We start from the raw sequence: 21,859 nt of genomic DNA, 5'->3' as shown, positions 1-21,859 counted from the left end.
GCCCGATGCCGCCGCCCTTCGCTCCCAATTCGCGGCCAGGGCGCAAAGGGTTACGCGGACAGGTTCGGCTTAGGTTCATCTGCACGCTTCATGCTAAACGGCAGCGACAGCGGGTCCGCGACGGCGACCGGGAAGGCGATCAATAACGATGAACAAGACCGGCCTTCTCCTCCCCCTTCTCGCCGCGCTCACCCTCACCATGCCCGCCGCGGCGCAGGACGACAGCCTCGCCCAATCGGCGCAGCCGCCGCAGCGCACCTCGGTGCTCTACACCTATGGCGACGAGCCCTGTCCCGAGCCCGAGGGCAATGAAATCGTCGTCTGCGCGCAGCAGCCCGAATCCGAACGCTATCGGGTGCCCAAGGAACTGCGCGAGGAACTGAAGGACGATGCGCCGGTCGGCGGCGGCAGCTGGGCGTCGAAGGTCGAGGGCTATGACAATATCGCCCGCCAGACGCGCCCCGACAGCTGCTCGCCGGTTGGCAGCTATGGCTACACCGGCTGCGCCGCGCTGGCGCTGCGCCAATGGTTCGAGGCGCGCCGCGCCCGCTGAGCGGGAACCCGATCGCGAAACGCAGCGTTTCCAGCCTCGTGATTGACCGCCACGCCGCGCGCGGCCTAGCTTGCGCGCACCCCCAACAGGAGTTCATGTTCATGCGCCGCATCATCCCGCTCGCCGCTCTCGCCGCCGCCGTCGTCGCGGTTCCCGTCGTCGTCGCCCAAAGCCCCGGAATGCCGGGCGCCCCCGACAAGTCGCGCGTCGCCGCGGGCACCTATGCCGCCGACGCGGGCCACACGATGGTGGTCTGGGAAGTCGATCATTTCGGTTTCAGCGACTATAGCGGCATCTTCGGCGACGTCACCGGCACGCTCGTCATCGACCCCGCCAATCCCGGCGCGTCCAGGGTCGATGTGACGATCCCCGTGGCCAAGGTCACAACCGCCAGCAGCGGCCTCACCGGCCATCTGCTCCGCGCGGGCAAGGACGGCGGCAAGCCCGACTTCTTCGGCCCCGCCCCCGCCGACGCCAAATTCGTGTCGACCCGCGTCGTCTTGGACGACGACGGCGACGAAGCGAAGGTCACCGGCAATCTGACCCTCAACGGCGTCACCAAGCCGGTCACCCTCGACGTCGATTTCCACGGCGCCGGGACCAATCCGTACAACAAGAAGGCCACCGTCGGCTTCAACGCCGAAACCACGATCCGCCGCAGCGATTTCGGCATCACCTACGGCATCCCCGCGGTCAGCGACGAAGTCGAACTCGAAATCCACGCCGCGTTCGAAAAGCAGTAACGCGGTCCCAATCCTCCCTGCGGCGAAGCCGTGGGGAGGGGGACCGTCCCCGCGAAAGCGGGGATGGTGGAGGGGCCGCAACGGTAGTGTCAAAGCCCCTCCGTCAGCGCGTCGCGCTGCCACCTCCCCATGCCTTCGGCACAGGGAGGATCATTCATGCCCCATCCATCGCGCGCTGCCTAACCTCCCCGCAACCAAGGGAGGACCATCATGCGTATCCTGCTGCTCGCCGCCGTATTCGCCGCCACCCCCGCGCTTGCGCAAGCCAATCCGCAAATCGATTATCCCGCCTTTCAGACGCTCACCGCCGGCGTCGCGCCCGCGCGGGCCAGTCGCCTGCTCGCCTTCGACGCGTTCAAGGCCGAAGCCGCGAAGCCCGGCACCCTGCTCCTCGACGCGCGCTCCAGCGACGCTTTCCGGCGCGGGCATATCAAGGGCGCGGTCAACCTGCCGCTGACCGATTTCACCGCGGACAGCCTCGCCGCGGTGATCGGCGCCAACCCCGACCGCCCCATCCTCATCTATTGCAACAATAATTTCCGCAACAATGTCGCCCCGGTGCCGGTCAAGGCGGCCGCGCTCGCGCTCAATATCCAGACCTTCATCAACCTCGTCGGCTATGGCTATCCCAATGTGTACGAGCTCGCCGATGTCGTCGATTTCAATGATCCCAAGGTGGAGTGGGTCAAAGGGTAGCGCGGAAGTCAGGCCCACCCCCAACCCCTCCCGCCTGCGGGAGGGGAGCGAGACTTGCCGCACCGCAGGTGCGCTAGTCGCAGCGGGGTGGGTACGCGGCACGGCGCTATCACGCAATTTTCCCACTCCCCCCTTGCCAAGCGCGACATTTTGCATCATTGGCACGGCCATGCGCGGCAACGCCCTTCTTCTTCTGCGACTTACACGCCCTTGGGCGTGACACTGGCTGCGCGTTAGTCGCGGCCACCCGCTCAAGGGTCCGACCGACACCGACGCAACCACCAGAAGAAGTTAGCTCACCATGACCATGCTCCGCGATCCGTCCGCGAAATATAGCCCCTTCCCGCAGGTTCCGCTCGCGACCCGCGAATGGCCCGCCCGCGTCACCACTGCGGCGCCGATCTGGCTCTCGACTGACCTCCGCGATGGCAACCAGTCGCTGATCGACCCGATGGATGCCGAGAAAAAGACCCGCTTCTTCGACCTGCTCGTCCGCATCGGGTTCAAGGAGATCGAGGTCGGCTTTCCCGCCAGCGGCGCGACCGACTTCGACTATATCCAGAACCTCGTGCGCTCGGGCCGCATCCCGGACGGCGTCACCCCGCAGGTGCTGACGCAGAGCCGCGCCGACCTCATCCGCACCAGCTTCGACAGCCTCGAAGGCGCTCGGGCCGCGATCGTTCACGTCTATAACGCGGTCAGCCCCGCCTGGCGCAAGATCGTCTTCGGCATGGAGATGGACGAGATCAAGGGCATCGCGGTCGAGGGCGCGAAGCAGCTCCGCGACAATGCCGCGCGCCTGCCCGGCACCGACTGGCGCTTCGAGTACAGCCCCGAAACCTTTTCGACCGCCGAGCTCGATTTCAGCATCGAATGCTGTGAAGCGGTGATGGACATCCTCCAGCCCACCGCCGACAAGCCGATCATCCTCAACCTGCCCGCGACGGTCGAGGCGTCGACGCCGAACATCTACGCCGACCAGATCGAATATTTCTGCAAGAACCTGCCGAACCGCGACCGCGCGATCATCTCGCTGCACACCCACAACGACCGCGGCACCGGCGTCGCGGCGGCCGAGCTTGGCCTGCTCGCGGGCGCCGACCGCATCGAGGGCTGTTTGTTCGGCAATGGCGAGCGCACCGGCAACACCTGCCTCGTCACCATCGCGCTCAACATGTACACGCAGGGCGTCGACCCCGCGCTCGACTTCTCGAACATCGACGAAGTCATCCAGACGGTCGAATATTGCAACAATTTGCCCGTCCACCCGCGCCACCCCTATGGCGGCGAGCTGGTGTACACCGCCTTTTCGGGTAGCCATCAGGACGCGATCAAGAAAGGCTTCGCCGCGCGCGAACGCCAGAATGACGAGCGCTGGGAAGTCCCCTACCTCCCCATCGACCCCGCCGATTTGGGCCGCAGCTATGAAGCGGTGATCCGCGTCAACAGCCAGTCGGGTAAGGGCGGTGTCGCCTGGGTGCTCGAACAGGACAAGGGGCTGAAACTGCCCAAGAAAATGCAGGCCAGCTTCAGCCATGTCGTGCAAGCGCTCGCCGACCAGACCAGCCGCGAACTCGGCGCCGAAGACATCTGGCAAGCGTTCGAGGGCCAGTATCTCGCCACATCGGGCAAGCGCTTCCAGCTCGTCGACTGGTCCGAGACGCACAGCGGCGCCGACCGCATCTTCGCCGGCAAGCTCACCATCGACGGCACCCCCCGCAGCGTCAGCGGCCGCGGCAACGGCCTGATGTCGAGCGTCATCGCCGCGCTCAGCGAAAGCGGCGGCCCGGTGATGGACATCGTCGACTATAGCGAGCACGCGATCGGCCAGGGCAGCAATGTGCAGGCCGCGGCCTACGTCGAATGCCGCACGGCGGACGGGAAAAGCCTGTTCGGCTGCGGGCTGGATACCGACGTGGCGACGGCGAGTGTGCGGGCGATTTTGTCGGCGGCGAATGGGGCGTAATTAGCTCATCCGCCGCTGACCGCGAAGGGATGGAGGAAAGCTATGCCAGTACGAATTTGCGGACTCGTTCCATGAAAACTCTAAGAGGGTGGTCATTTTGGAGATTCCCGCTTGCTACGGCGGACAACGCATCTTCCGTCCATGCAGATTTATTGCGCGAATAATCAACTATTCCGGGCAGCCAAGATTCACGCTCGCCACACGGGACAATAAACAGGCCGATCGAGGCGCTTTGCGCTTCGATCTTGTCAAAAAGTCCCCTCCCGTCTTCCGAGAGGCCTTCACGCCCCTTTTTTTTCAGTTCAGACCACGCACTAGCCTTATCTCTGACCAATCGAATAGGGTGGCGTAGAGCCGCCAGACGATCTCGACCTAGTTTGTCAGAACGGATTATCCCAAGCATGTCTTGGATCGCGACTTCGGCCGCCGCCACCCTATCTTCAGGCCGATCAGCAGCCTCAATTTCATCCATCAGAATCCTATAATCGTCGCGAAAATCCTCCCAAGACCCGCCAAGAGCTTCAACGAGACGCTGAAACTCGAGGCCATCGCGAAGGATATCGAAATCAACGATAACAGCATGACCCGTCCCCATATTCCGATAAGGAGCGGTCATCTTAATCGCCGCCGACTTCCCATACGCGTTTAAAAAGTGGATAGAACCGCTTCCGTCTGCTTGCTCCAATACCTGACGGTAAATTGCTACATCTGAATCGGACTCCGCTATGACAACTCCTCGATAGAAAAGCCCGTCGAGGACACGAGCAGAAGATAGAAGAGGATCTCTCGATATTTCTCGGAGGTCTTTTGAATCGATCAATCTAGAACGAAATCCAGAATCAGTTTCAGTGAGACGAAGAATTTGGACGTCGGTCGTTTCACCTATAATGCCGCGCAACACTTCCGCGCTGTGCGTGGCAACAAAGACTTGCGCTCCCATGCCGTTGAGGCGCGCCAAAGCTCTGCCCATCAAGAGTGCCTGGGGCGGATGTAAGAATGCTTCGGGCTCGTCTATCAGGACAATAGACCGGTCGGTTGTCGCCGCCGCCGCGACGACTCCACAGTAGGCACGTACCCCATCGCCCTGCTCCTCTGCCTTACGAAGCGTTCCCAATGCGATTCTACGCTCTTGATGATGCGTCGGCACAGCCTCGGCATCGCCAAGCACAATTCCGATCTGAAAGAGCACGCTATCATCGACAATCAGATCGCTTTGGAAAGCTCCTCGAACTTGCTCGTTTATCCAGTTGATGACTTTGGTATCGGCAGCGTGCATAGCCCCAGCAACCGAACTCGGGCCGACGATATGTGCCTCCACCGATTTCTGACGTGCAATCAGATTGAGCCTCGTCTCGGTTCCAAGATTAGCCAAATAGAAATGGCCAAAGAACTCTAACGCACTTTTCTGCTGATCGACGTGCTGTTGCCTAGATTCATTCACCATAAAGGGCTGCACGTTACTTTCGTGATGCCTCAGATGATCAGATTTGACCAAGTCCACCCCTAGTCGGTCAAATATAAGGTTCCCCTTCTCATCCTTCTTCAGATTTGAGGCCAGTTTGTCTAACAAGGCACGCCAACTTGGAAGTGCCTCTATGTCAGCATCAAGTACACTAGGTGTGTGCGCTCGTGGCGTCGAGATTTTAGCCTTAATATCTCTAAGAAATTGACTTTTTCCGCCATTATTGGGACCAATCACCACCGTCAAAGCAGCAGGATGAAACGATACCCCGCTGGTCAGCTCGACTTTTGATACCTTTAACAATCGCTTCCTCCCAGATATTCCTCAAGATAGATTTGTCTGGCGAGACAAACAAGATAGCTAAAAAGGTAGAAAATCCCCCTTTCCTACATTTCACCCATATGGTTCATTCTATCGGTTTCAACCAACCGAAAGGACGAATCGATGGACGACTACCCCTATGACCCCGCGCAAATCCCTGCCCCCGCTAGCTATCACTGGACGCCGCAGCTCCAGCGCGAATTTCTGGAGGCGTTCGCCACCAACGGGTCGGTGAAAATTTCGGCGGCAAAGGTCGGCATGTCGCCCGCCGCCGTCTATCAGCTGAAACAGCGGCCCGCGGGCGCGGCGTTCCGGCTCGGCTGCGGCGCGGCACTGCTGATCGCGCGCGGGCGGCTCGTCGACGAACTGCTCGACCGCGCGATCTGGGGGCATGACGAAACCACCGAGCTGCAACGCGAGGACGGCCGCAGCTTTATCAAGCGTCGCCGCATCGACAGCCGCCTTGGCCTCGCGATGCTCGCGCGGCTCGACCGCATGGTCGAAACGCGCGCGGAGGCGGGCGAAGATATGCTGGCGCAGTCGATCGCGGCCGACTGGCCGGGCTTTCTGGCGCTGTTCGACGCCGCGGCGGCGCCGGGCGCCGCGGGCGACGCGGGCGCAGAGGACGCGCCGGGCGACCTGATCGCCGCGCTCGCCGTCTGGCTGGCGGCGCGCGACCGCTGCACCGACCCGATCGCGGCACTGGCCGGGGATAGTGAAATCGCGCGTCAAGTTGCGCAGATTTCCGCCGATCCGGGCTATGGCGACGATGGCAGCGAAACCCCCGAAGAGGCAGCGGCGGCGATGACCGTGTGGTTCGACGACCATGCGGGCGACTGGCGCACCGATTTCCCGCCGCCCGCCGATTTCTGGGGGCACGAGGAGGGGCAGTTCGGCGACCCCGCCTATGCCCGCGCGCTCGATGACGACGAGCTGGAAGTTTACGAAAACCTGCGCGCGGCCGAGGTCACCCCGCTGCTGATCGCGGGCGAAGCCGCGCGCCGCGCCTTTTTCGCTTTGCTCGATCCGGCGAACGATCAGGTTGCGGAGGGCGGAAGCGTGCGCAAAAGCGCCAGCGGCTGACGCGCTCCCCCCTTCGCCATCCCGGACGACATCTGCTCCCCGGCGAAAGCCGGGGTCCAGGGCGTCCTGAAGCAACGCCGGTCGTGGAGCGCCCTGGGCCCCGGCTTTCGCCGGGGAACGGACTTCGGGGCAAAAGCGCGGCGCACATCGCACATGGACTCGCCCACGCCCCGTCCCATAAAGGCCGCCCCATGTTCACCCATCGCCTTGCCACCCCCGCCGACCTCGACGCGCTGCGCGACGTGATGGCGCGCGCCATCGCCGAGCTGCAACGCGGCTTTCTCGACCCCGACCAGATCGCCGCAAGTCACGCGGTGATGGGGCTCGATACCCAGCTGATCGCCGACGGCACCTATTTCATCGTCGAGGCGGCGGCGGGGGACGGCGGCGCGCGCATCGCGGGCTGCGGCGGCTGGTCGCACCGCGCGACGCTCTATGGCGGCGACCATAGCGCCGATCTGCGCGACCCGGCGCCGCTCGACCCCGCGGTCGACGCCGCGCGCATCCGCGCGATGTACACCCACCCCGATTTCGCGCGGCGCGGCGTCGGGCGGCTGGTCATGGCGCTGTGCGAGGATGCGGCGCGCGCCGCGGGCTTTCGCCGCGCCGAAATGATGGCGACGCTGGCGGGCGAGCCGCTGAACCGCGCCTGCGGCTATGCGCCGATCGAGCGGATCGAGGCTCCCGGGCCGGGCGGCGCGCGGGTGCCGCTGATCCGCATGGGCAAGCCGCTGACCGGCGGCTAATCGGCGCAGCCCGCGGCGCGGCGGAGCAGGAATTCGCGTTCACGGTCGTTGCCCGCCAGCGCCGCCGCCGCCTCGAACGCCGCCTTCGCCTCGGCGGGGCGACCGGCGCGGAGCAGGAAGTCGCCGCGCGCGGCGGGCAGCGGGGCATAGTGGCGCAGCGCCGCGTCGCCCGCGATCTGGTCGACCAGCGCCAGTCCGGCGTCGGGGCCGAACGCCATGCTGTGCGCGACCGCGCGGTTCAGCTCGACCACGGGCGAAGGCATCACCTGCCCCAGCCGGTCGTACAGCGCCGCGATGCGCCGCCAGTCGGTGTCCTCGGCGCGGCGGGCGCGGGCGTGGCAGGCGGCGAGCGCGGCCTGCAACGCATAAGGTCCGTCGGCGCCGCCCAGCGCCTCGGCGCGCTCGAGCGCGTTGAGGCCGCGGCGGATGAGCAGCTGGTCCCAGCGCGCCCGGTTCTGCTCGGTCAGCGGCACGAACTGACCGTCAGGACCGGCGCGCGCCGCCAGCCGCGACGCCTGGATCTCGACCAACGCGAGCAGCCCCAGCACCTCGGGCTGCTCGGGCATCAGCCCGGCCAGGATGCGCGCCAGCCGCTGCGCCTCGGCACAGAGCGGCGGGCGGACCAGCGACGGCCCCGCGGTCGCGGCATAGCCTTCGTTGAAGATCAGATAGACGATTTCGAGCACCGACGGCAGCCGCGCCGCCAGCTCGGCGCCGCGGGGGACTTCGAACTGGACCCCGGCCTTGGCAATGGCTTTCTTGGCCCGGGTGATCCGCGCCGCGATCGCCGCTTCGTTGGAAAGGAACGCCCGTGCAATCTCCTCCACCGTCAGCCCGCCGACCAGCCGCAGCGTCAGCGCGGCGCGCGCCTCGGCGCCGATCACCGGGTGGCACGCGGCAAAGATCAGCCCCAGCAGCTCGTCGCCCAGCGGATCGTCGAGCGCCGCCTCGACCGCCGCGGCGCTCATGTCCTGCTCCTCGTCCAGTTCACGAGCGATTTCGGCATGTTTGCGGCTTTGCATCTGGGCGTGGCGGATGCCGTCGATCGCCCGCCGCTTCGCCGCCGCCATCAACCAGGCGCCGGGATTGTCGGGGACGCCGCGGGCGGGCCATTCGGTCAGCGCGACCAGCAGCGCATCCTGCGCCAGCTCCTCGGCGCGGTCGACGTCGCGGGTCAGCCGCGCCAGCCCGGCGATCAGCCGCGCCCGCTCGATCCGGAAAACCGCCTCGATGGTCCGATGGGTGGGGTCCGCCGCCATGCGCCACGGTTAGAGGCGCATGGCGGGGCAGGCAAGCGATCAGCCCTTCGCGAGCTTTTCGCCCACGCCGTCGTGGATCGCGGCGGCTTCGTCGGGGATGATGTCGGCGAAGTCTTCCATCTCGTACAGCGGGCGGATCTCGATCTCGCTCGGCCCGAACATCGGGTTGGGGCAGCGCTTCACCCATTCGACCGCTTCGTCCATGTCCTTGACTTCCCACAGCCAATAGCCGGCGACCAGTTCGCGCGTCTCGGCAAAGGGCCCGTCGATCACGGTGCGGCTGGGGCCATCGAAGGCGACGCGCTTGCCGAACGACGATGGCTTCAGGCCGTCACCGGCGACCAGCACCCCGGCATTGACCAGCTCCTCGTTGAACTTGCCCATGTCGACGAACATCTGGTCGAGCTCGGGCGACGCCGTCATCCCCTGTTCGCTGTCCTCGGTCGCTTTCACAAAAACCATCACGCGCATTCTTCATCTCCTTTTGGTCGGGCCAACAGCGGCGCCTGACCACATGACGAACGAGCCAGCGCCAAATCGACACAGGCTGCGAAAAAATTTTCAGGCGACCTCGGCCAGCGACTGCGGCGTCGCAAAACGCTGCCGATACTCGTGCGGCGACAGGCCGGTCAGGCGGTGGAACAATTTGCGGAAGGCCGCCGCATCCTCATATCCGACGCTCCATGCGACCTGGTCGACGGTGCGCCGCGTGAACTCCAGCAGCTCGCGGGCCTTGCCGACGCGCAGATGCTGGACATATTCGACCGGGGTCATGCCCGTCGCCGCCTTGAACCGGCGCTGGAACGTCCGCTCTTCCATCCCCGCTTCACCCGCCATCGCGGCGACCGCGACCGGCCCCGCGCCGCGTCCCTGCAACCAGTGCTGCACCTTCAGGATCGCCTCGTCGCCATGCGTCAGCCGCGGCGCGAAGCTGGCGTAATTCTTCTGCTCGCGCCCGCCGGGGTCGATCAGCAGGAACCGCGCGGTTTCCATCATCACCGTCGGCCCCAGCAGCCGCTCGACGATGCGCAGGCCAAGGTCTGTCCACGCCATCAGCCCGCCCGCTGTGACGATGTCGCCATCGTCGATCACCATGCGGTCGATCTCCAGCCGCACGTCGGGGAAACGCTCGCGGAACTGTTCGGCAAAGAACCAGTGCGTCGTCGCGGGGCGTCCGGCAAGCAGCCCGGTCGCCGCCAGCGCAAAGGCGCCGCCGCAATTCGACGCCAGCACGGCGCCATGCGCATGGCGATCGAGCAGCCAGCGGGCATAGGGTTCGACCTCGCCGGGCTCGAGCAGCTTGTGCAGGCTGCCCGGCGCGATCAGCACCGCGGGCGAATTGCCTGCGGGCTCGTCGGGATGGCTGTCGTAACAGCGCGCAAAACCCCCGCCCTCCTGCAATCGCCAATGGCTGGCGCGGATCGGCGCGCGGCCGTGCTGCACCGCGAACCGTCCCGCGATGTCGAACAGGTCGGTGATACCGTGGACCATGCCGATCTGGCAGTCGGGATAGAGCATCATCCCGACCTCGACGAGCGGTTGCGGCGCATCGGGCAGCTTCACTTTCGGCATGGCGAACCTTTTGTCGGAATCGGCCCGCATAATGTCGGGTCCGCCAATCCCGCGCAAGCCCGCTCTGGCCTATCTCTCCTTCATCGGGACGGACATCCCGCCCCCCTCGAAACGAAAGGAACCACGCCATGACCACGATCACCACCAAGGACGGTACGCACATCTTCTACAAGGACTGGGGTCCGAAGACCGGCCAGCCGATCATCTTTTCGCACGGCTGGCCGCTCAGCGCCGACGCCTGGGACGCCCAGATGGTGTTCTTTGCGGGCCAGGGTTTCCGGACCATCGCCCACGACCGCCGCAGCCATGGCCGCTCGGATCAGGTCTGGGAAAACAACAATATGGATCAATATGCCGACGATCTCGCCGAACTGATCGAACAGCTCGATCTTAAGGATATCATCCTCGTCGGCCATTCGACCGGCGGCGGCGAGGTCACCCGCTATATCGGTCGCCACGGCACGGCGCGCGTCGCCAAGATCGCACTGATCGGCGCGGTGCCGCCGCTGATGCTCAAGACCGAAGCCAATCCCGGCGGTCTGCCGATCGACGTGTTCGACGGCATCCGCAAAGGTACCTTCGACAATCGGCCGCAGTTCTTCAAGGATCTGACCATCCCCTTCTACGGCTATAATCGCGACGGCGCGGTGGTCAGCGAAGCGGTGCGCGACGATTTCGTGCGCCAGGGCATGATGGGCGGCCTCAAGGGCCAGCTCGACAGCATCCGCGCCTTTTCGGAAAGCGACTTCAACGCCGACCTCAAGAAGTTCGACATCCCGACCCTCGTCCTCCACGGCGACGACGACCAGATCGTTCCCGTCGACGCCTCGGCCCGCGCCACGGTCAAGATCGTCAAACAGGCGGTGCTGAAAATCTATGCAGGCGCCGACCATGGCCTGACGGTCACGCATCAGGACCGCTTCAACGCTGACCTTCTGGATTTCATCAACAGCTGATACACGGAGGCGCGGTCCAGCAGGGCCGCGCCTCCTCCTGCATCAAGGAGACAGACCATGACCAAACAGACCTTTCTCATCACCGGCGCATCGGACGGCATCGGCGCCGTCTATGCCGACCGCCTCGCCCGCCGCGGCCACAATCTGATCCTCGTCGCGCGCCGTGCCGACAAGCTGGCCGAGCTCGCCGACCGGCTGCGTCAAGACACCGGCGTGTCGGTCGACGTCATCGCCGCCGATCTCGCCAGCCCCGCAGACCTTGCCCGCGTCGAAGCGCGCCTGCGCGATGACGATGCGGTCACCGGCCTCATCAACAATGCCGGGATCGCGGGCGAAACCAGCTTTGTCGACGCCGACCCGGCGCATCTGACGGCGCTCATCAATCTCAACATCCTGGCGGCCACCCGGCTCGCCGCGGCGCTTGCCCCACGGCTTGCCGCGAAGGGCAGCGGGGCGATCATCAACATCAGCTCGGTAACCGCGCTGATCCCCGACGGCTTCACCGCCACCTACCCGGCCAGCAAGGCCTATGTGCTGGCGTTCAGCGAAGCATTGGACGTCGAACTCGGCGCCAAGGGCGTACGGATCCAAGCAGTGCTGCCGGGCGCCACGCGCACCCCGATCTGGACCGAGGAGCAACTGGCCAGCCTGCCCGCCGAAATCGTGATGGACGTGAACGACATGGTCGATGCCGCACTCGCCGGTTTCGATGCTGGCGAAACCGTCACTATTCCCGCGCTGCCCGACATGGCCGATTATGACGCCTATATCGCGGCGCGCGCGGCGCTTCGTCCCAACCTGTCGCTGGCGCGCCCCGCGCCACGCTATCTGTAAAGGAGGCGTGCCATGATCCTTGGTCTCACCATCCCGCAGTTCACCGCGCTGCACGTCGCAATCAGCCTGATCGCAATCGCCGCGGGGCTGATCGCCCTTCCCGCTTTCGCTCGCGGCCGGATCCTGCCGCGCACGACCGGCATCTTCCTGTGGACGACGCTACTCACCAGCCTGACGGGTTTCCTGTTCCCGATCGTCGCCTTCACCCCGGCGCTTGGTTTCGGCATCCTGTCGACGCTGATCCTCGTCGCGACCTTCTGGGCCTGGTACGGTCGCAAGCTCGTCGGCGGCGCCGCGACCATCTATGCGACCACCGCCACCCTCGCGCTCTATCTCAACATGTTCGTGCTGGTGGTACAGAGCTTCCTGAAAGTTCCCGCGCTCAACGCGCTGGCCCCCAATGGCACCGAACCGCCCTTCGCCATCGCCCAGGGCGCGCTGTTGATTGCCATGGTCGGGCTCGGCTATCTGGCGTTCAAGGCGGCCCGTCGCCGAACCGTCACGGTCTGAACACAACGGGATTATTGGCACAGGCGGCTTCGGCCGCCTTTGTCCGTTGTGTCGCCGTCAACCCCTCTTGCACGACCTTCCGTTTACGTTAAGGTCAGTTTCAAACTGCTACCGGAGAGTGATTCATGGCCCTGCCCCCCATTTTCGACCGCCTGCGCCTGCCCGTCATCGGCTCGCCCCTGTTCATCGTGTCGGGGCCGGAACTGGTGATCGCGCAGTGCAAGGCGGGCGTCGTGGGCAGCTTCCCGGCCCTGAACGCACGCCCCCAGACGTTGCTCGACGAATGGCTGCACCAGATCACCGAAGAACTCGCCGCGTGGGACCGCGACAATCCCGACCGGCTGTCGGCGCCTTACGCCGTCAACCAGATCGTCCATAAATCGAACGACCGGCTGGAACAGGACATCGCGACCTGCGCAAAATGGAAGGTGCCGATCACCATCACGTCATTGGGCGCGCGCGAGGAGCTCAACCAGGCGGTACATGGCTGGGGCGGCATCACGCTGCACGACGTCATCGACGACCGCTTTGCGCGGAAAGCGGTCGAAAAGGGCGCCGACGGTCTTATCCCCGTCGCCGCGGGCGCGGGCGGTCATGCCGGACGGCAATCGCCCTTCGCGCTGGTGCAGGAAATCCGCGAATGGTTCGATGGCCCCGTCGCGCTTTCGGGCGCGATCGGCCACGGCCGCTCGATCCTTGCCGCGCAGGCGTGCGGCGCCGACCTCGCCTATATCGGCAGCGCTTTCATCGCCACCGCCGAAGCCAACGCCGACCAAGGCTATAAGGATGGCATCGTCGAAGGCCGCGCCGCCGACATCGTCTATTCGAACCTGTTCACCGGGGTGCATGGCAATTACCTCCGCCAGTCGATCGTCGCCGCGGGCATGGACCCTGACAATCTGCCCGAAGGCGACCTGTCGACGATGAACTTCGGTTCGGGTGGCAACACCAAGGCCAAGGCGTGGAAAGACATCTGGGGATCGGGCCAGGGCATCGGCCCGGTGACCGCGGTCCGCCCCGTCGCCGACTTCGTCGCCGAACTCGAAGCGCAATATTTGGCAGCGCGGCGCGAGCTGGAGGCCAAGGTGAGGCTGTAACGCCAACGACTATGACGATTGCGAACCGGGAAGGCGATGTCTGCTTTGGAGTGAGAAGCGGACCTTTCGGATCCTCCCCGCTTGCGGGGAGGTGGCAGCGCGAAGCGCTGACGGAGGGGGGTGGCGTCCTTTAACGGCGCATCAGGTCGATAGCCCCCTCCACCGCCTTCGGCGGTCCCCCTCCCCGCAAGCGGGGAGGATCTCGATGGCAACTTCCGGTCGTTAACCGCCGCTCCGGTTCACGCCGCCAAACAACCGCTCGATCGCATCATCCAGATAGGGACGATCCACAAACAAGCGCATTGGATCGCGGCGGTTGGGCCAGAATCCGGCCCCGTGCCGGTCGGTCAGTGCACGGCGCGTCGTGTCCTGCAACAGTCGCAGCCGCATCACCGCGGTCCGCCGCGCAGCACGCGGATCCGACGCCGCGTGCTGCGCGAAATGGGCGCGAATACCCTCGACCCGCGCGGCAACGACGTCGCTATAGCCTTGATGCGGTCCGCGGTGCAGCGCGTGGCCCGACGACAGCGCCGTCCCCTCGCAGGCGGGCAGCATCACGCCGTTGCGATGGAAATCGGCGAGGACAAAGCGCTCGGTTTGCAAATGATCGAACATCGCAGCCATTTGCGCCCTGTGCAGCAGCGCGATCGGGATCAGGTGATGGCGCTGGAAGCCCGGTTGCGGTGGCGGTGCGCCCAGCCAACCGCGGCCCGGCATCAGCGATCGCGGCCAAACTCGACGACGACGGTCGATCGCGGTCCGCCGGTAGCGGGCGATGGCGACAGGTCGATCCACTCGCCGCTCTCCAGCCCGCGCATCGTGCGGTCGTGTCGTACTGGACCGTTCAGCATCATATCGAGCGCCAGTCGGGACAGCCGTTTCACCATGTCGGCGACCGTCCACCCCTCGGGGATCCGCGCTTCCAACTCCTGCCCGGCGAACAGTGCCAGTCCGCGCGTCCCCATGCTGGCACCGTCGGCATCCTCGCGGCGCCGAAACGCGACGAGGTGCAGAACCGGCGGCATGCCGCTCGCCAGCATTTCGGCGATCGCCGCGCGAAACTGCGCCGCGTCCGACCACAGCCGCGCGGGCGACCAAAAAAGGTGGCTGGCATCGAACAGGTCGATCAGCAGCACCAACATCTTGAAGAATTCGCGCATCTGCGTCGGCTGCGCAGTCGCCGACGCGGGCTCGTCGGTCGGTTCGGGTACGAACATCCAGCAATGATCGTCGCCGCGCCACTCGCGCGGCAGGCTGGCGGCGAGCAAACTGGTCGACGGATGGTCGGGATCGGCGGCGTCGAGCGCATGATCCGTAGCGGGACCAGCCAGCACCGCGACCGCCCCGAAACGCAGGCGAAAGCGCGGCGGACCACCATCGGCAGCGTCAAGCGCGACCGGTTCGGGCCGCAATCCCATATGGCGCAGCGCCGTTTCCAGCGCGTCCGCCGACTGCCCCCGCATCGCCCCGCCGACGATCAGCCCGAAAGGTTCGGGCGGCACCGGCAGGATCAGATCGTCCGTGTTCCCCGCGCCCATCTCGCCGGCCAACCTCCATCGCCTCGCGCCCGCATCGCAAGACCGGCGGCAATGATCAAACGCATAATTGCCGATGACGGCGAGTTAATCCGGTCGGCCGCGTCAGATTGCAACCTGACTGCCCAGTTCGACCACGCGATTGGTCGGCAGCCGGAAATATTCCATGGCGCTTTCCGAATTGCGCAGCATCCACGCGAACAGCTTTTCGCGCCAGATCGGCATCCCCGGCTTGCTCGCCGCGATCAGCGTCTGGCGCGACAGGAAAAAGCTCGTCTCCAGCATCTTGAACTCGCCGCCGCAGCTCGTCACGCGCTTGAGCGCGTCGGGAACGTCGATCGGCTGCATAAAGCCATAGTTCAGGATCAGCCGATGGAACCCCTGCCCCAGATCCTCGAGCGCGCAATGATTTTCCTCGCGCACGAAAGGCACGTCGGCGACCTTGATCGTCAGCAGGATGATCCGCTGATGCAGCACCTTGTTGTGCTTCAAATTGTGGAGCAGCGCATGGGGTACCCCGTCGCTGCTCGATGTCATGAACACCGCCGTGCCCGGTACGCGCGTCGCGCTGTTCGCCGCCGATTTGACAAACACCGGGATCGGCATCGCGCCTTCGGCCATTTCCTGCTGCATCAGCTTGCGCCCGCGCGACCAGGTGGTGAGCATCGTGAAGATGATCAGCCCGATCACCAGCGGCACCCAGCCGCCATCGGGCACCTTGATCAGATTGGCGCCGAAATAGGCGATATCGACGATGAAGAACACCGCCAGCACCGGCAATGCCTTCCACGCCGGCCATTTCCACAAGGTGAAGAGGACGACCGACAGCAGGCAGGTGTCGATGAACATCGCGCCGGTGACCGCGATGCCGTAAGCGGCAGCGAGATTGCTCGACGAACCAAAGAACAACACCAGGATGATCACCATGATCATCAGGAACCAGTTGACCACGGGGATGTAGATCTGCCCCGCCGCCGATGCGCTGGTGTGTTCGACGCGGAGGCGCGGGATGAAGCCGAGCTGGATCGCCTGCTGGGTCAGCGAGAAGGCGCCCGAAATCACCGCCTGGCTGGCGATGATCGTCGCCAGCAGCGCGAGGATGACGACCGGCACCTCCAGATATTGCGGCATCATCTGGAAAAACGGATCGGAGATGAGGTCGGCGCGCGGCCCGGCTTCGGCGGCCAGCACCATTGCGCCCTGCCCCATATAGTTGAGCATCAACGCGGGCAGCACGAACGCCAGCCAACTGATCCCGATCGGCCCGCGCCCGAAATGGCCCATGTCGGCATAGAGCGCCTCGGCGCCCGTCACCGCGAGGACCACCGCGCCCAAGGCGATGAACGCGGTAAACCCATCGACGTAAAAGAAGCGCAGCGCGTTCACCGGATTGATCGTCTCGACGATGATCCAGGGATTATCCGCAATGTGCATGATGCCTAGCCCCGCCAGCGTCAGGAAATAGAGCAGCATGATCGGCCCGAACAGCGCGCCTACCTTGGCCGTGCCGCGTGACTGGATCGCGAACAGACCGATCAGGATCGTCAGCGCGATCGGGACGATATAGGGCGCAAACCCGGGGTTGATATAGCGCAGCCCCTCGGTCGCCGACAGCACCGACATCGCCGGGGTGATCATGCTGTCGCCATAGAAAAGCGCGGTCGCGAAGACGCCGAGCAGGATGATCGGCCAGGTCCAGCGCTTTTCCCCCGACGATCGGCTGATCAGCGCGAGCAGCGCGAGACTGCCGCCCTCGCCCTTGTTGTCGGCCTTCATGATCGTCAGCACATATTTGAAGGTGACGACCAGCATCATCGACCAGAACACCAGGCTCAGCACACCATAGATGTGCAGCCGATCGGGTTCGATCGGGTGATGCCCGGCAAAGGTCTCGCGAAACGCATAGAGCGGGCTGGTGCCGATGTCGCCGAACACGACGCCGACCGCGCCGACGGCAAGCTTCAGCTTGCCATCGCCTTGATGTCCGTGGCCATGATGGCCGGTATCGGCGGCGACCGGTGCGGCGCTTGGCGCGCCTGCGGCCCCCTGTTGCGACTCAGCAGTCATCGCGCGCCTTTAGACGAGCCAGCGCCTTTGGAATAGGTTTCAATTCGGGACGCCCGCCGCCGCTCCGGGAGCGTCATCGGCCGGTGGCGGCGGCAGCTGCGGCCCGAGCGCCTGCCGCAGCTGACCCAGCCGCATTTCCAGGTCGGCGCGCCACGGCGCGTCGGCGGGGCTGCGCACCAGAAGCTCGCTCCACACCGCCTCGGCGCCCTTCAGGTCGCCGCCCTGCGCGAGCGCGAGCCCCGCGAAAAAGGGCGGCGCGGGGTGCGAGGGATCGCGCTTCGCCGCCTCGTCGAAGGCGAGCGCCGCCGCGGGCGACATCATGCCACCGCCATGCGCCGCAAGTGCGTTACCGAGCCCGACCCACAGATCGACATTGTCGGGATATTTCTGAAGCCCCTTTTCGAGCGTCTGCGCCGCGAGCTCGGTCTTGCCGGTGCGCGCAAAGCCGTCGGACATGCCGAGCCACTGCGCCGCAGGGCCAAAGCGGTCCGCCATCCCCTGCCGCTGGTCGGTCAGCGCCTCGCCGAACCCCTCGGGCTCCTCGGGCGCGGCGACCGGCTTGCCCGCGAGCGACGGACTACCCTGCAGCGCATAGCCTGCAAGCCCCAGCATCACCGCCGCCCCCGCGAGCGGCCGCGCCGCCGCGGGCAGCTTGCCGAGCCAGAAGATGCCGCCGACCGTCAGCGCCGCGACGAGCAATACCCAGAGCCAGATCATGCCGCATCCTCTCCATCGCTCGCGCCGCGCCGGAAGCGGCCAAAGGCAAGCCAGCCGCCGATCGCGAGGAACAGCAAAGGCCCGAGCCACAGGAACGCCGTCGCCGCATCGAACGGCGGATCATAGCTCACCCAATTGCCATAGCGCGCGACGAGCCACGTCTTGATTTCGCCGGGGCTTTCGCCCGCCGCGATCTTGCTGCGCACCTCATGCCGCATATCGCCCGCCAAGGGCGCGTCCGAATCGGCGATCGACTGCCCCTGACAGACAAGGCAGCGCAATTCCTCCATCAGCGCCTTGGCGCGCGCTTCCTGCGCCGGGTCTTTGAGCTGCTGATAGGCATAGGGTGCGGGGGGCAAGCGGTCCTGTGCGAGCGATAACGACGAGAACATACCAGTAGCGGCCAGCAGCAGCGCCGCCAAAAGCCATGCTCCCCCGCGAAAGCGGGGGTCCAGGGCGACCTTGCGCCCACGTCGCACTTTGCCGCCCTGGACCCCCGCTTTCGCGGGGGAGCGCGACGAGGTGGAGCATGTCTTGCTCACTTCATCGCCTCGAGCTTGGCGATGATCTCGGGCACCTGATCGGCCAGGATAACCCCCTGGATCTGTTCGCGGATGATCCCCTTGCCGTCGATCAGGAAGGTTTCGGGAACCCCCGACGATCCCAAGGCAATCTGCACGCTCGACTGCATGTCGGCGCCGATCCGGTCGAAGGGATTGCCATATTCGTTCAGGAACATCGCGACATCTTCGGGCCGGTCGCGGATCGCGATGCCGTCGATCGGCACCCCCGCGGCCTTCAGCGCCTCGAGCTGCGGCGCCTCGGCGCGGCACGGAATGCACCAGCTTGCGAACACATTGACGAGGCGCGGTTTGCCGTCGGCGAGCTGGCTGCTCTTCAGCCCCTCGACCCCCGCGGTCGCGGGCGGCAGGTCGAACAGCGGCATCGGCTTGTCGATCCACTGCGACTGGATCAGCGTCTCGGCAGGGGTCACCAGCCGGTAGATGAAGGCGCCGAACAGCAGCCCCATGATCGCCAGCGGTACAAAAAGGACCCAGCGGTTCTTCATGGCGCAAATCGTTCCTCTGCCTTGCGCGCGCGCCGCGCGCGCCAGATTGCCAAAAGCTGCGCGCGACCGAGCATCGACAGCGCCGCACCGACAGCGATCAGCCCGCCGCCCAGCCAGATCCACCACACCAGCGGCTTCCACCACAGGCGGATCTGGTATCGATCGGCGCGCCCGTCGTCACCCGTCACCGGCTGGCCAAGCACCGCATAGAGCTGCCCGCCCGGCCGCGTGAGCAATGCCGCCTCGTTCGTCTCGGTCGGCGCGGTACCCATCAGCCCCGGAAAGGTGCGCGCTTCGGGCTTCATCGTAAAGCTCGTCCCCGACGACGACGTCGCGACCAGCGTCCCCTCGATCGCGGTATAGTTCGGCCCGGCGACCGGTTTCACGCCGACGAATTTCACCGAAAAATCGCCGATCCGGATGTCGTCGCCCGGCGCCGCCGCAACCAGCCGTTCCTTGATGAAGGCGCTTTCGGCGCCCATCCCGGCAAGGCACACCGCGACGCCGAAATGCGCCACCACCATGCCCCATGTCGGCAGCGGCGTGCGGCGCAGGTTGCGTCCCCACAGCGGCGCGAGGCTCGCCACCGCGACGATCCCCGCGACGGTCATGCCGAGCAGCGGCAATATTCCAACCTTGCCGCCGAACAGGATCAGGGCGAACAGCACCGCCGAGCCCGCGAAGATCGCGAGCGGCAGGCGCGACCAAAGCCGCTTCCCGTCATCCTTGCGCCAGCTCAGCAGCGGTCCCGCGACCATGACAAGGCAGAGGATCAGCGCGAGCGGGCCCGCGACGCGGTTGTAATAGGGCGGTCCCACCGAAATTTTCTCGCCCATCGCCTCGGCGACGATCGGATAGAGCGTGCCGAGCAGCACGAGCGCAAGGATCGTCGTCAGCAGCAGATTGTTGATGACGAGCGAGCCCTCGCGGCTCAGCAGCGCGAATTTCTTGCCCTCGGCGACCGCCCCGGCGCGCAGCGCAAACAGGGTGAGCGCGCCGCCGATATAGATCGCCATCAGCACAAGCAGGAAAGTGCCGCGCTCGGGGTCGACCGCAAAGCTATGGACGCTGGTAAGCAGCCCCGACCGGACGATGAAGGTGCCGACCATCGACATCGAAAAACCGATCACCGCGAGCATCACCGTCCACGCGCGCAAGGCATTGCGCGTCGCGGTCACCGCGACCGAATGGAGCAAGGCCGCGCCCGCGAGCCAGGGGACGAGCGAAACATTCTCGACCGGATCCCAGAACCACCAGCCGCCCCAGCCAAGCTCATAATAGGCCCAATAGCTGCCCGCGGTGATGCCCAGCGTCAGGAAAATCCAGCTGCCGAGCACCCACGGCCGCATCGCGCGCGCGAACGCCGGGCCGATCTCGCGCGTGATCAGCGCGCCGACGGCAAAGCTGAACGCTACCGAAAGCCCGACATAGCCGACGTAAAGCGTCGGCGGGTGGAAGGCCAAACCGATGTCCTGGAGCAGCGGGTTGAGCCCCTGCCCGTCGGGCGGCGCAACCGGCAGCCGCTTGAACGGGTTCGACGAGAAGAGCAGGAACGCGAAAAAGCCGATGCTCAGTGCCGCCTGCGCGGCGAGCGTGGCAATCAGCGTATCCTCGCGCAGCCTCTTCTCGAAAATCGCGATCAGCCCGCCCGACAGCGACAGGATCATCAACCACAGCAGCATCGACCCTTCGTGATTGCCCCACGTTCCCGCGACCTTGAAGATCATCGGTTTCAGGCTGTTGCTGTTGCGCGCGACAAGTTCGACCGACATGTCCGACCGCACGAACAGCGCGATCAAAAGCCCGAACGCCGCCGCGGTAAGCACGCCCTGCGCGACGCTTGCGGGGCGCACGAGCGCGCCCAGATCCTTCGGCCCGCCGCGCAGGAACAATATCCCCGCGACCAGCGACAGGCACGCCAGCGCGGCCGCGATCCACAGCAGCGCGAGGCCGAGTTCGGCGATCATTGGGCGACCACTCCACCATTCGTCATCCCGGCGGAGGCCGGGATCTCGCCGGTGCGTTCGAATGCTAAGGGCGAGACCCCGGCCTTCGCCGGGGTGACGACGAGGTGGTGAGTTGTCATACTTTGGGCGCCGCCTTCATATTCTTCGGCATCTCACCCATCTGCGGCGGCATATAGCGCTCGTCATGCTTCGCCAGGATGCGGTCGGCGACAAAGGTTCCGTCGGCGCGCATCCGGCCGTCGGCGACCATCCCGCTTTCTTCGCCAAACAGATCCGGGACGATGCCGGTATATTCGACCGGCACCGACGCCTTGCCGTCGGTCGCGACAAAACGGATGGTCAGCCCGTCGCTCTGGCGCTTGATGCTGCCCTTGGCAACCATGCCGCCCAGCCGCATCGCCTCGCCAACCGCGGCCTTGCCGCCTTGCACTTCAACCGGCGTGCGGAAATAGGCCGCCTCGTCGCGCAGCGCGCTCGCCGCGAGCACGCCAGCGCCGGCGACGCCGACCAGCGCGACCAGCGCCAGCACCAATCGTTGATGTTTCGCCTTCATGTGCGGTCCCGGCGCAGCGCATCGCTACGCCGCTCGGCCTTCGCCATAGCGCGCCAGCTCGACCACAGCACGGCGCCGGTGAGCAGCACCGTCAGTCCGTAAGCTGCCGCCACATAGGCCCATTGGCCGCTGCCGCTGATCACCCCCGTCACC

The 21,859-nt window shown here is 65.5% G+C and carries 23 protein-coding genes and 1 pseudogene; 10 read left to right on the top strand and 14 right to left on the bottom strand.

The window, feature by feature from the left end:
- Positions 1-148 precede the first annotated feature (148 nt).
- The 4 genes from G9408_RS02115 (at position 149) to leuA (ending at position 3,958) form a co-directional block, all read left to right on the top strand.
- On the top strand, positions 149-553 hold the full coding sequence (locus tag G9408_RS02115) for a hypothetical protein (RefSeq protein ID WP_168452493.1): 405 nt from the start codon (positions 149-151) through the stop codon (positions 551-553).
- Between the two features lie 101 nt (positions 554-654).
- Positions 655-1,296 carry a YceI family protein gene (locus G9408_RS02110; RefSeq protein WP_168452492.1) on the top strand — a complete coding sequence of 214 codons (642 nt, stop codon included), beginning with the start codon at positions 655-657 and terminating at the stop codon, positions 1,294-1,296.
- A gap of 210 nt (positions 1,297-1,506) precedes the next feature.
- Positions 1,507-1,992 carry a rhodanese-like domain-containing protein gene (locus G9408_RS02105; RefSeq protein ID WP_168452491.1) on the top strand — a complete coding sequence of 162 codons (486 nt, stop codon included), beginning with the start codon at positions 1,507-1,509 and terminating at the stop codon, positions 1,990-1,992.
- 301 nt (positions 1,993-2,293) lie between these two features.
- A complete protein-coding gene (gene leuA / locus G9408_RS02100) occupies positions 2,294-3,958 on the top strand; it encodes a 2-isopropylmalate synthase (RefSeq protein WP_168452490.1) in 1,665 nt (554 codons plus the stop codon).
- Between the two features lie 40 nt (positions 3,959-3,998).
- Here leuA and G9408_RS02095 read toward each other — a convergent pair whose 3' ends face one another.
- Positions 3,999-5,723: an AAA family ATPase gene (locus G9408_RS02095; protein ID WP_168452489.1), complete on the bottom strand. Its 1,725-nt coding sequence runs from the start codon at positions 5,721-5,723 to the stop codon at positions 3,999-4,001.
- A gap of 141 nt (positions 5,724-5,864) precedes the next feature.
- On the opposite strand from G9408_RS02095, the gene G9408_RS02090 reads away from it, so the two are divergent.
- Both G9408_RS02090 and G9408_RS02085 read left to right on the top strand, forming a co-directional pair.
- Positions 5,865-6,824 (top strand): hypothetical protein, encoded by a 960-nt coding sequence (locus tag G9408_RS02090; RefSeq protein ID WP_168452488.1) that lies wholly within the window; start codon positions 5,865-5,867, stop codon positions 6,822-6,824.
- Between the two features lie 191 nt (positions 6,825-7,015).
- The gene (locus G9408_RS02085) at positions 7,016-7,570 is read left to right on the top strand and encodes a GNAT family N-acetyltransferase (RefSeq protein ID WP_168452487.1); all 555 of its coding nucleotides are present in this window, start codon (positions 7,016-7,018) and stop codon (positions 7,568-7,570) included.
- Here G9408_RS02085 and G9408_RS02080 read toward each other — a convergent pair.
- The 3 genes and pseudogenes from G9408_RS02080 to G9408_RS02070 all read right to left on the bottom strand — a co-directional run bounded on the left by G9408_RS02080 (position 7,567) and on the right by G9408_RS02070 (position 10,401).
- Positions 7,567-8,829, bottom strand: a complete 1,263-nt coding sequence (locus G9408_RS02080; RefSeq protein WP_168452486.1) for an RNA polymerase sigma factor — start codon at positions 8,827-8,829, stop codon at positions 7,567-7,569. The two genes, G9408_RS02085 and G9408_RS02080, sit on opposite strands and share 4 nt — an antisense overlap.
- Positions 8,830-8,940: 111 nt before the next feature.
- Positions 8,941-9,300 (bottom strand): annotated as a pseudogene (locus G9408_RS02075) (YciI family protein); the annotation flags it as partial.
- Positions 9,301-9,390: 90 nt separating this feature from the next.
- Entirely contained in the window at positions 9,391-10,401 is a 1,011-nt protein-coding gene (locus G9408_RS02070) for a GlxA family transcriptional regulator (RefSeq protein ID WP_168452484.1), read from the bottom strand.
- Between the two features lie 128 nt (positions 10,402-10,529).
- Between G9408_RS02070 and G9408_RS02065 the strand changes: the two genes are divergently transcribed.
- The 4 genes from G9408_RS02065 to G9408_RS02050 all read left to right on the top strand — a co-directional run bounded on the left by G9408_RS02065 (position 10,530) and on the right by G9408_RS02050 (position 13,798).
- Entirely contained in the window at positions 10,530-11,357 is an 828-nt protein-coding gene (locus G9408_RS02065) for an alpha/beta fold hydrolase (protein WP_168452483.1), read from the top strand.
- Between the two features lie 57 nt (positions 11,358-11,414).
- The gene (locus tag G9408_RS02060; RefSeq protein ID WP_168452482.1) at positions 11,415-12,191 is read left to right on the top strand and encodes an SDR family NAD(P)-dependent oxidoreductase; all 777 of its coding nucleotides are present in this window, start codon (positions 11,415-11,417) and stop codon (positions 12,189-12,191) included.
- Between the two features lie 12 nt (positions 12,192-12,203).
- Positions 12,204-12,701, top strand: coding sequence for a hypothetical protein (locus G9408_RS02055; protein WP_168452481.1), 498 nt, complete (start codon positions 12,204-12,206; stop codon positions 12,699-12,701).
- 125 nt (positions 12,702-12,826) lie between these two features.
- Positions 12,827-13,798 carry an NAD(P)H-dependent flavin oxidoreductase gene (locus tag G9408_RS02050; RefSeq protein ID WP_168452480.1) on the top strand — a complete coding sequence of 324 codons (972 nt, stop codon included), beginning with the start codon at positions 12,827-12,829 and terminating at the stop codon, positions 13,796-13,798.
- Between the two features lie 222 nt (positions 13,799-14,020).
- Here the strand turns inward: G9408_RS02050 and G9408_RS02045 are convergent, their stop codons facing one another.
- From G9408_RS02045 to G9408_RS02005, 10 genes are all read right to left on the bottom strand, one after another.
- The gene (locus G9408_RS02045) at positions 14,021-14,515 is read right to left on the bottom strand and encodes an AHH domain-containing protein (RefSeq protein ID WP_168452479.1); all 495 of its coding nucleotides are present in this window, start codon (positions 14,513-14,515) and stop codon (positions 14,021-14,023) included.
- Positions 14,515-15,336 carry a hypothetical protein gene (locus G9408_RS02040; RefSeq protein WP_168452478.1) on the bottom strand — a complete coding sequence of 274 codons (822 nt, stop codon included), beginning with the start codon at positions 15,334-15,336 and terminating at the stop codon, positions 14,515-14,517. Before G9408_RS02040 ends, G9408_RS02045 begins: the two co-directional genes overlap by 1 nt.
- A gap of 102 nt (positions 15,337-15,438) precedes the next feature.
- Complete coding sequence (locus G9408_RS02035) at positions 15,439-17,400, bottom strand: potassium transporter Kup (protein ID WP_168452477.1); 1,962 nt, start codon at positions 17,398-17,400, stop codon at positions 15,439-15,441.
- Positions 17,401-17,439: 39 nt separating this feature from the next.
- On the bottom strand, positions 17,440-18,117 hold the full coding sequence (locus G9408_RS02030) for a tetratricopeptide repeat protein (RefSeq protein WP_168452476.1): 678 nt from the start codon (positions 18,115-18,117) through the stop codon (positions 17,440-17,442).
- The gene (locus G9408_RS02025) at positions 18,114-18,509 is read right to left on the bottom strand and encodes a cytochrome c-type biogenesis protein (RefSeq protein WP_210423225.1); all 396 of its coding nucleotides are present in this window, start codon (positions 18,507-18,509) and stop codon (positions 18,114-18,116) included. The genes G9408_RS02030 and G9408_RS02025 overlap by 4 nt, the downstream gene beginning before the upstream one ends.
- 146 nt (positions 18,510-18,655) lie before the next feature.
- Positions 18,656-19,186 (bottom strand): DsbE family thiol:disulfide interchange protein, encoded by a 531-nt coding sequence (locus tag G9408_RS02020; RefSeq protein ID WP_137871642.1) that lies wholly within the window; start codon positions 19,184-19,186, stop codon positions 18,656-18,658.
- Positions 19,183-21,153, bottom strand: a complete 1,971-nt coding sequence (locus G9408_RS02015) for a heme lyase CcmF/NrfE family subunit (RefSeq protein ID WP_168452475.1) — start codon at positions 21,151-21,153, stop codon at positions 19,183-19,185. The genes G9408_RS02020 and G9408_RS02015 overlap by 4 nt, the downstream gene beginning before the upstream one ends.
- A complete protein-coding gene (locus G9408_RS16630) occupies positions 21,150-21,272 on the bottom strand; it encodes a hypothetical protein (protein ID WP_268932519.1) in 123 nt (40 codons plus the stop codon). The genes G9408_RS02015 and G9408_RS16630 overlap by 4 nt, the downstream gene beginning before the upstream one ends.
- Complete coding sequence (gene ccmE, locus G9408_RS02010) at positions 21,269-21,706, bottom strand: cytochrome c maturation protein CcmE (RefSeq protein WP_168452474.1); 438 nt, start codon at positions 21,704-21,706, stop codon at positions 21,269-21,271. Before ccmE ends, G9408_RS16630 begins: the two co-directional genes overlap by 4 nt.
- The gene (locus tag G9408_RS02005) at positions 21,703-21,858 is read right to left on the bottom strand and encodes a hypothetical protein (protein ID WP_168452473.1); all 156 of its coding nucleotides are present in this window, start codon (positions 21,856-21,858) and stop codon (positions 21,703-21,705) included. The genes ccmE and G9408_RS02005 overlap by 4 nt, the downstream gene beginning before the upstream one ends.
- Position 21,859 lies beyond the last annotated feature (1 nt).

The organism is Sphingopyxis microcysteis, from assembly GCF_012274265.1.
Classification (GTDB): Bacteria; Pseudomonadota; Alphaproteobacteria; order Sphingomonadales; family Sphingomonadaceae; genus Sphingopyxis; species Sphingopyxis microcysteis.
The sequence above is the reverse complement of the archived record's forward strand: the minus strand, read 5'-3'. Positions and strand labels throughout refer to the sequence as shown.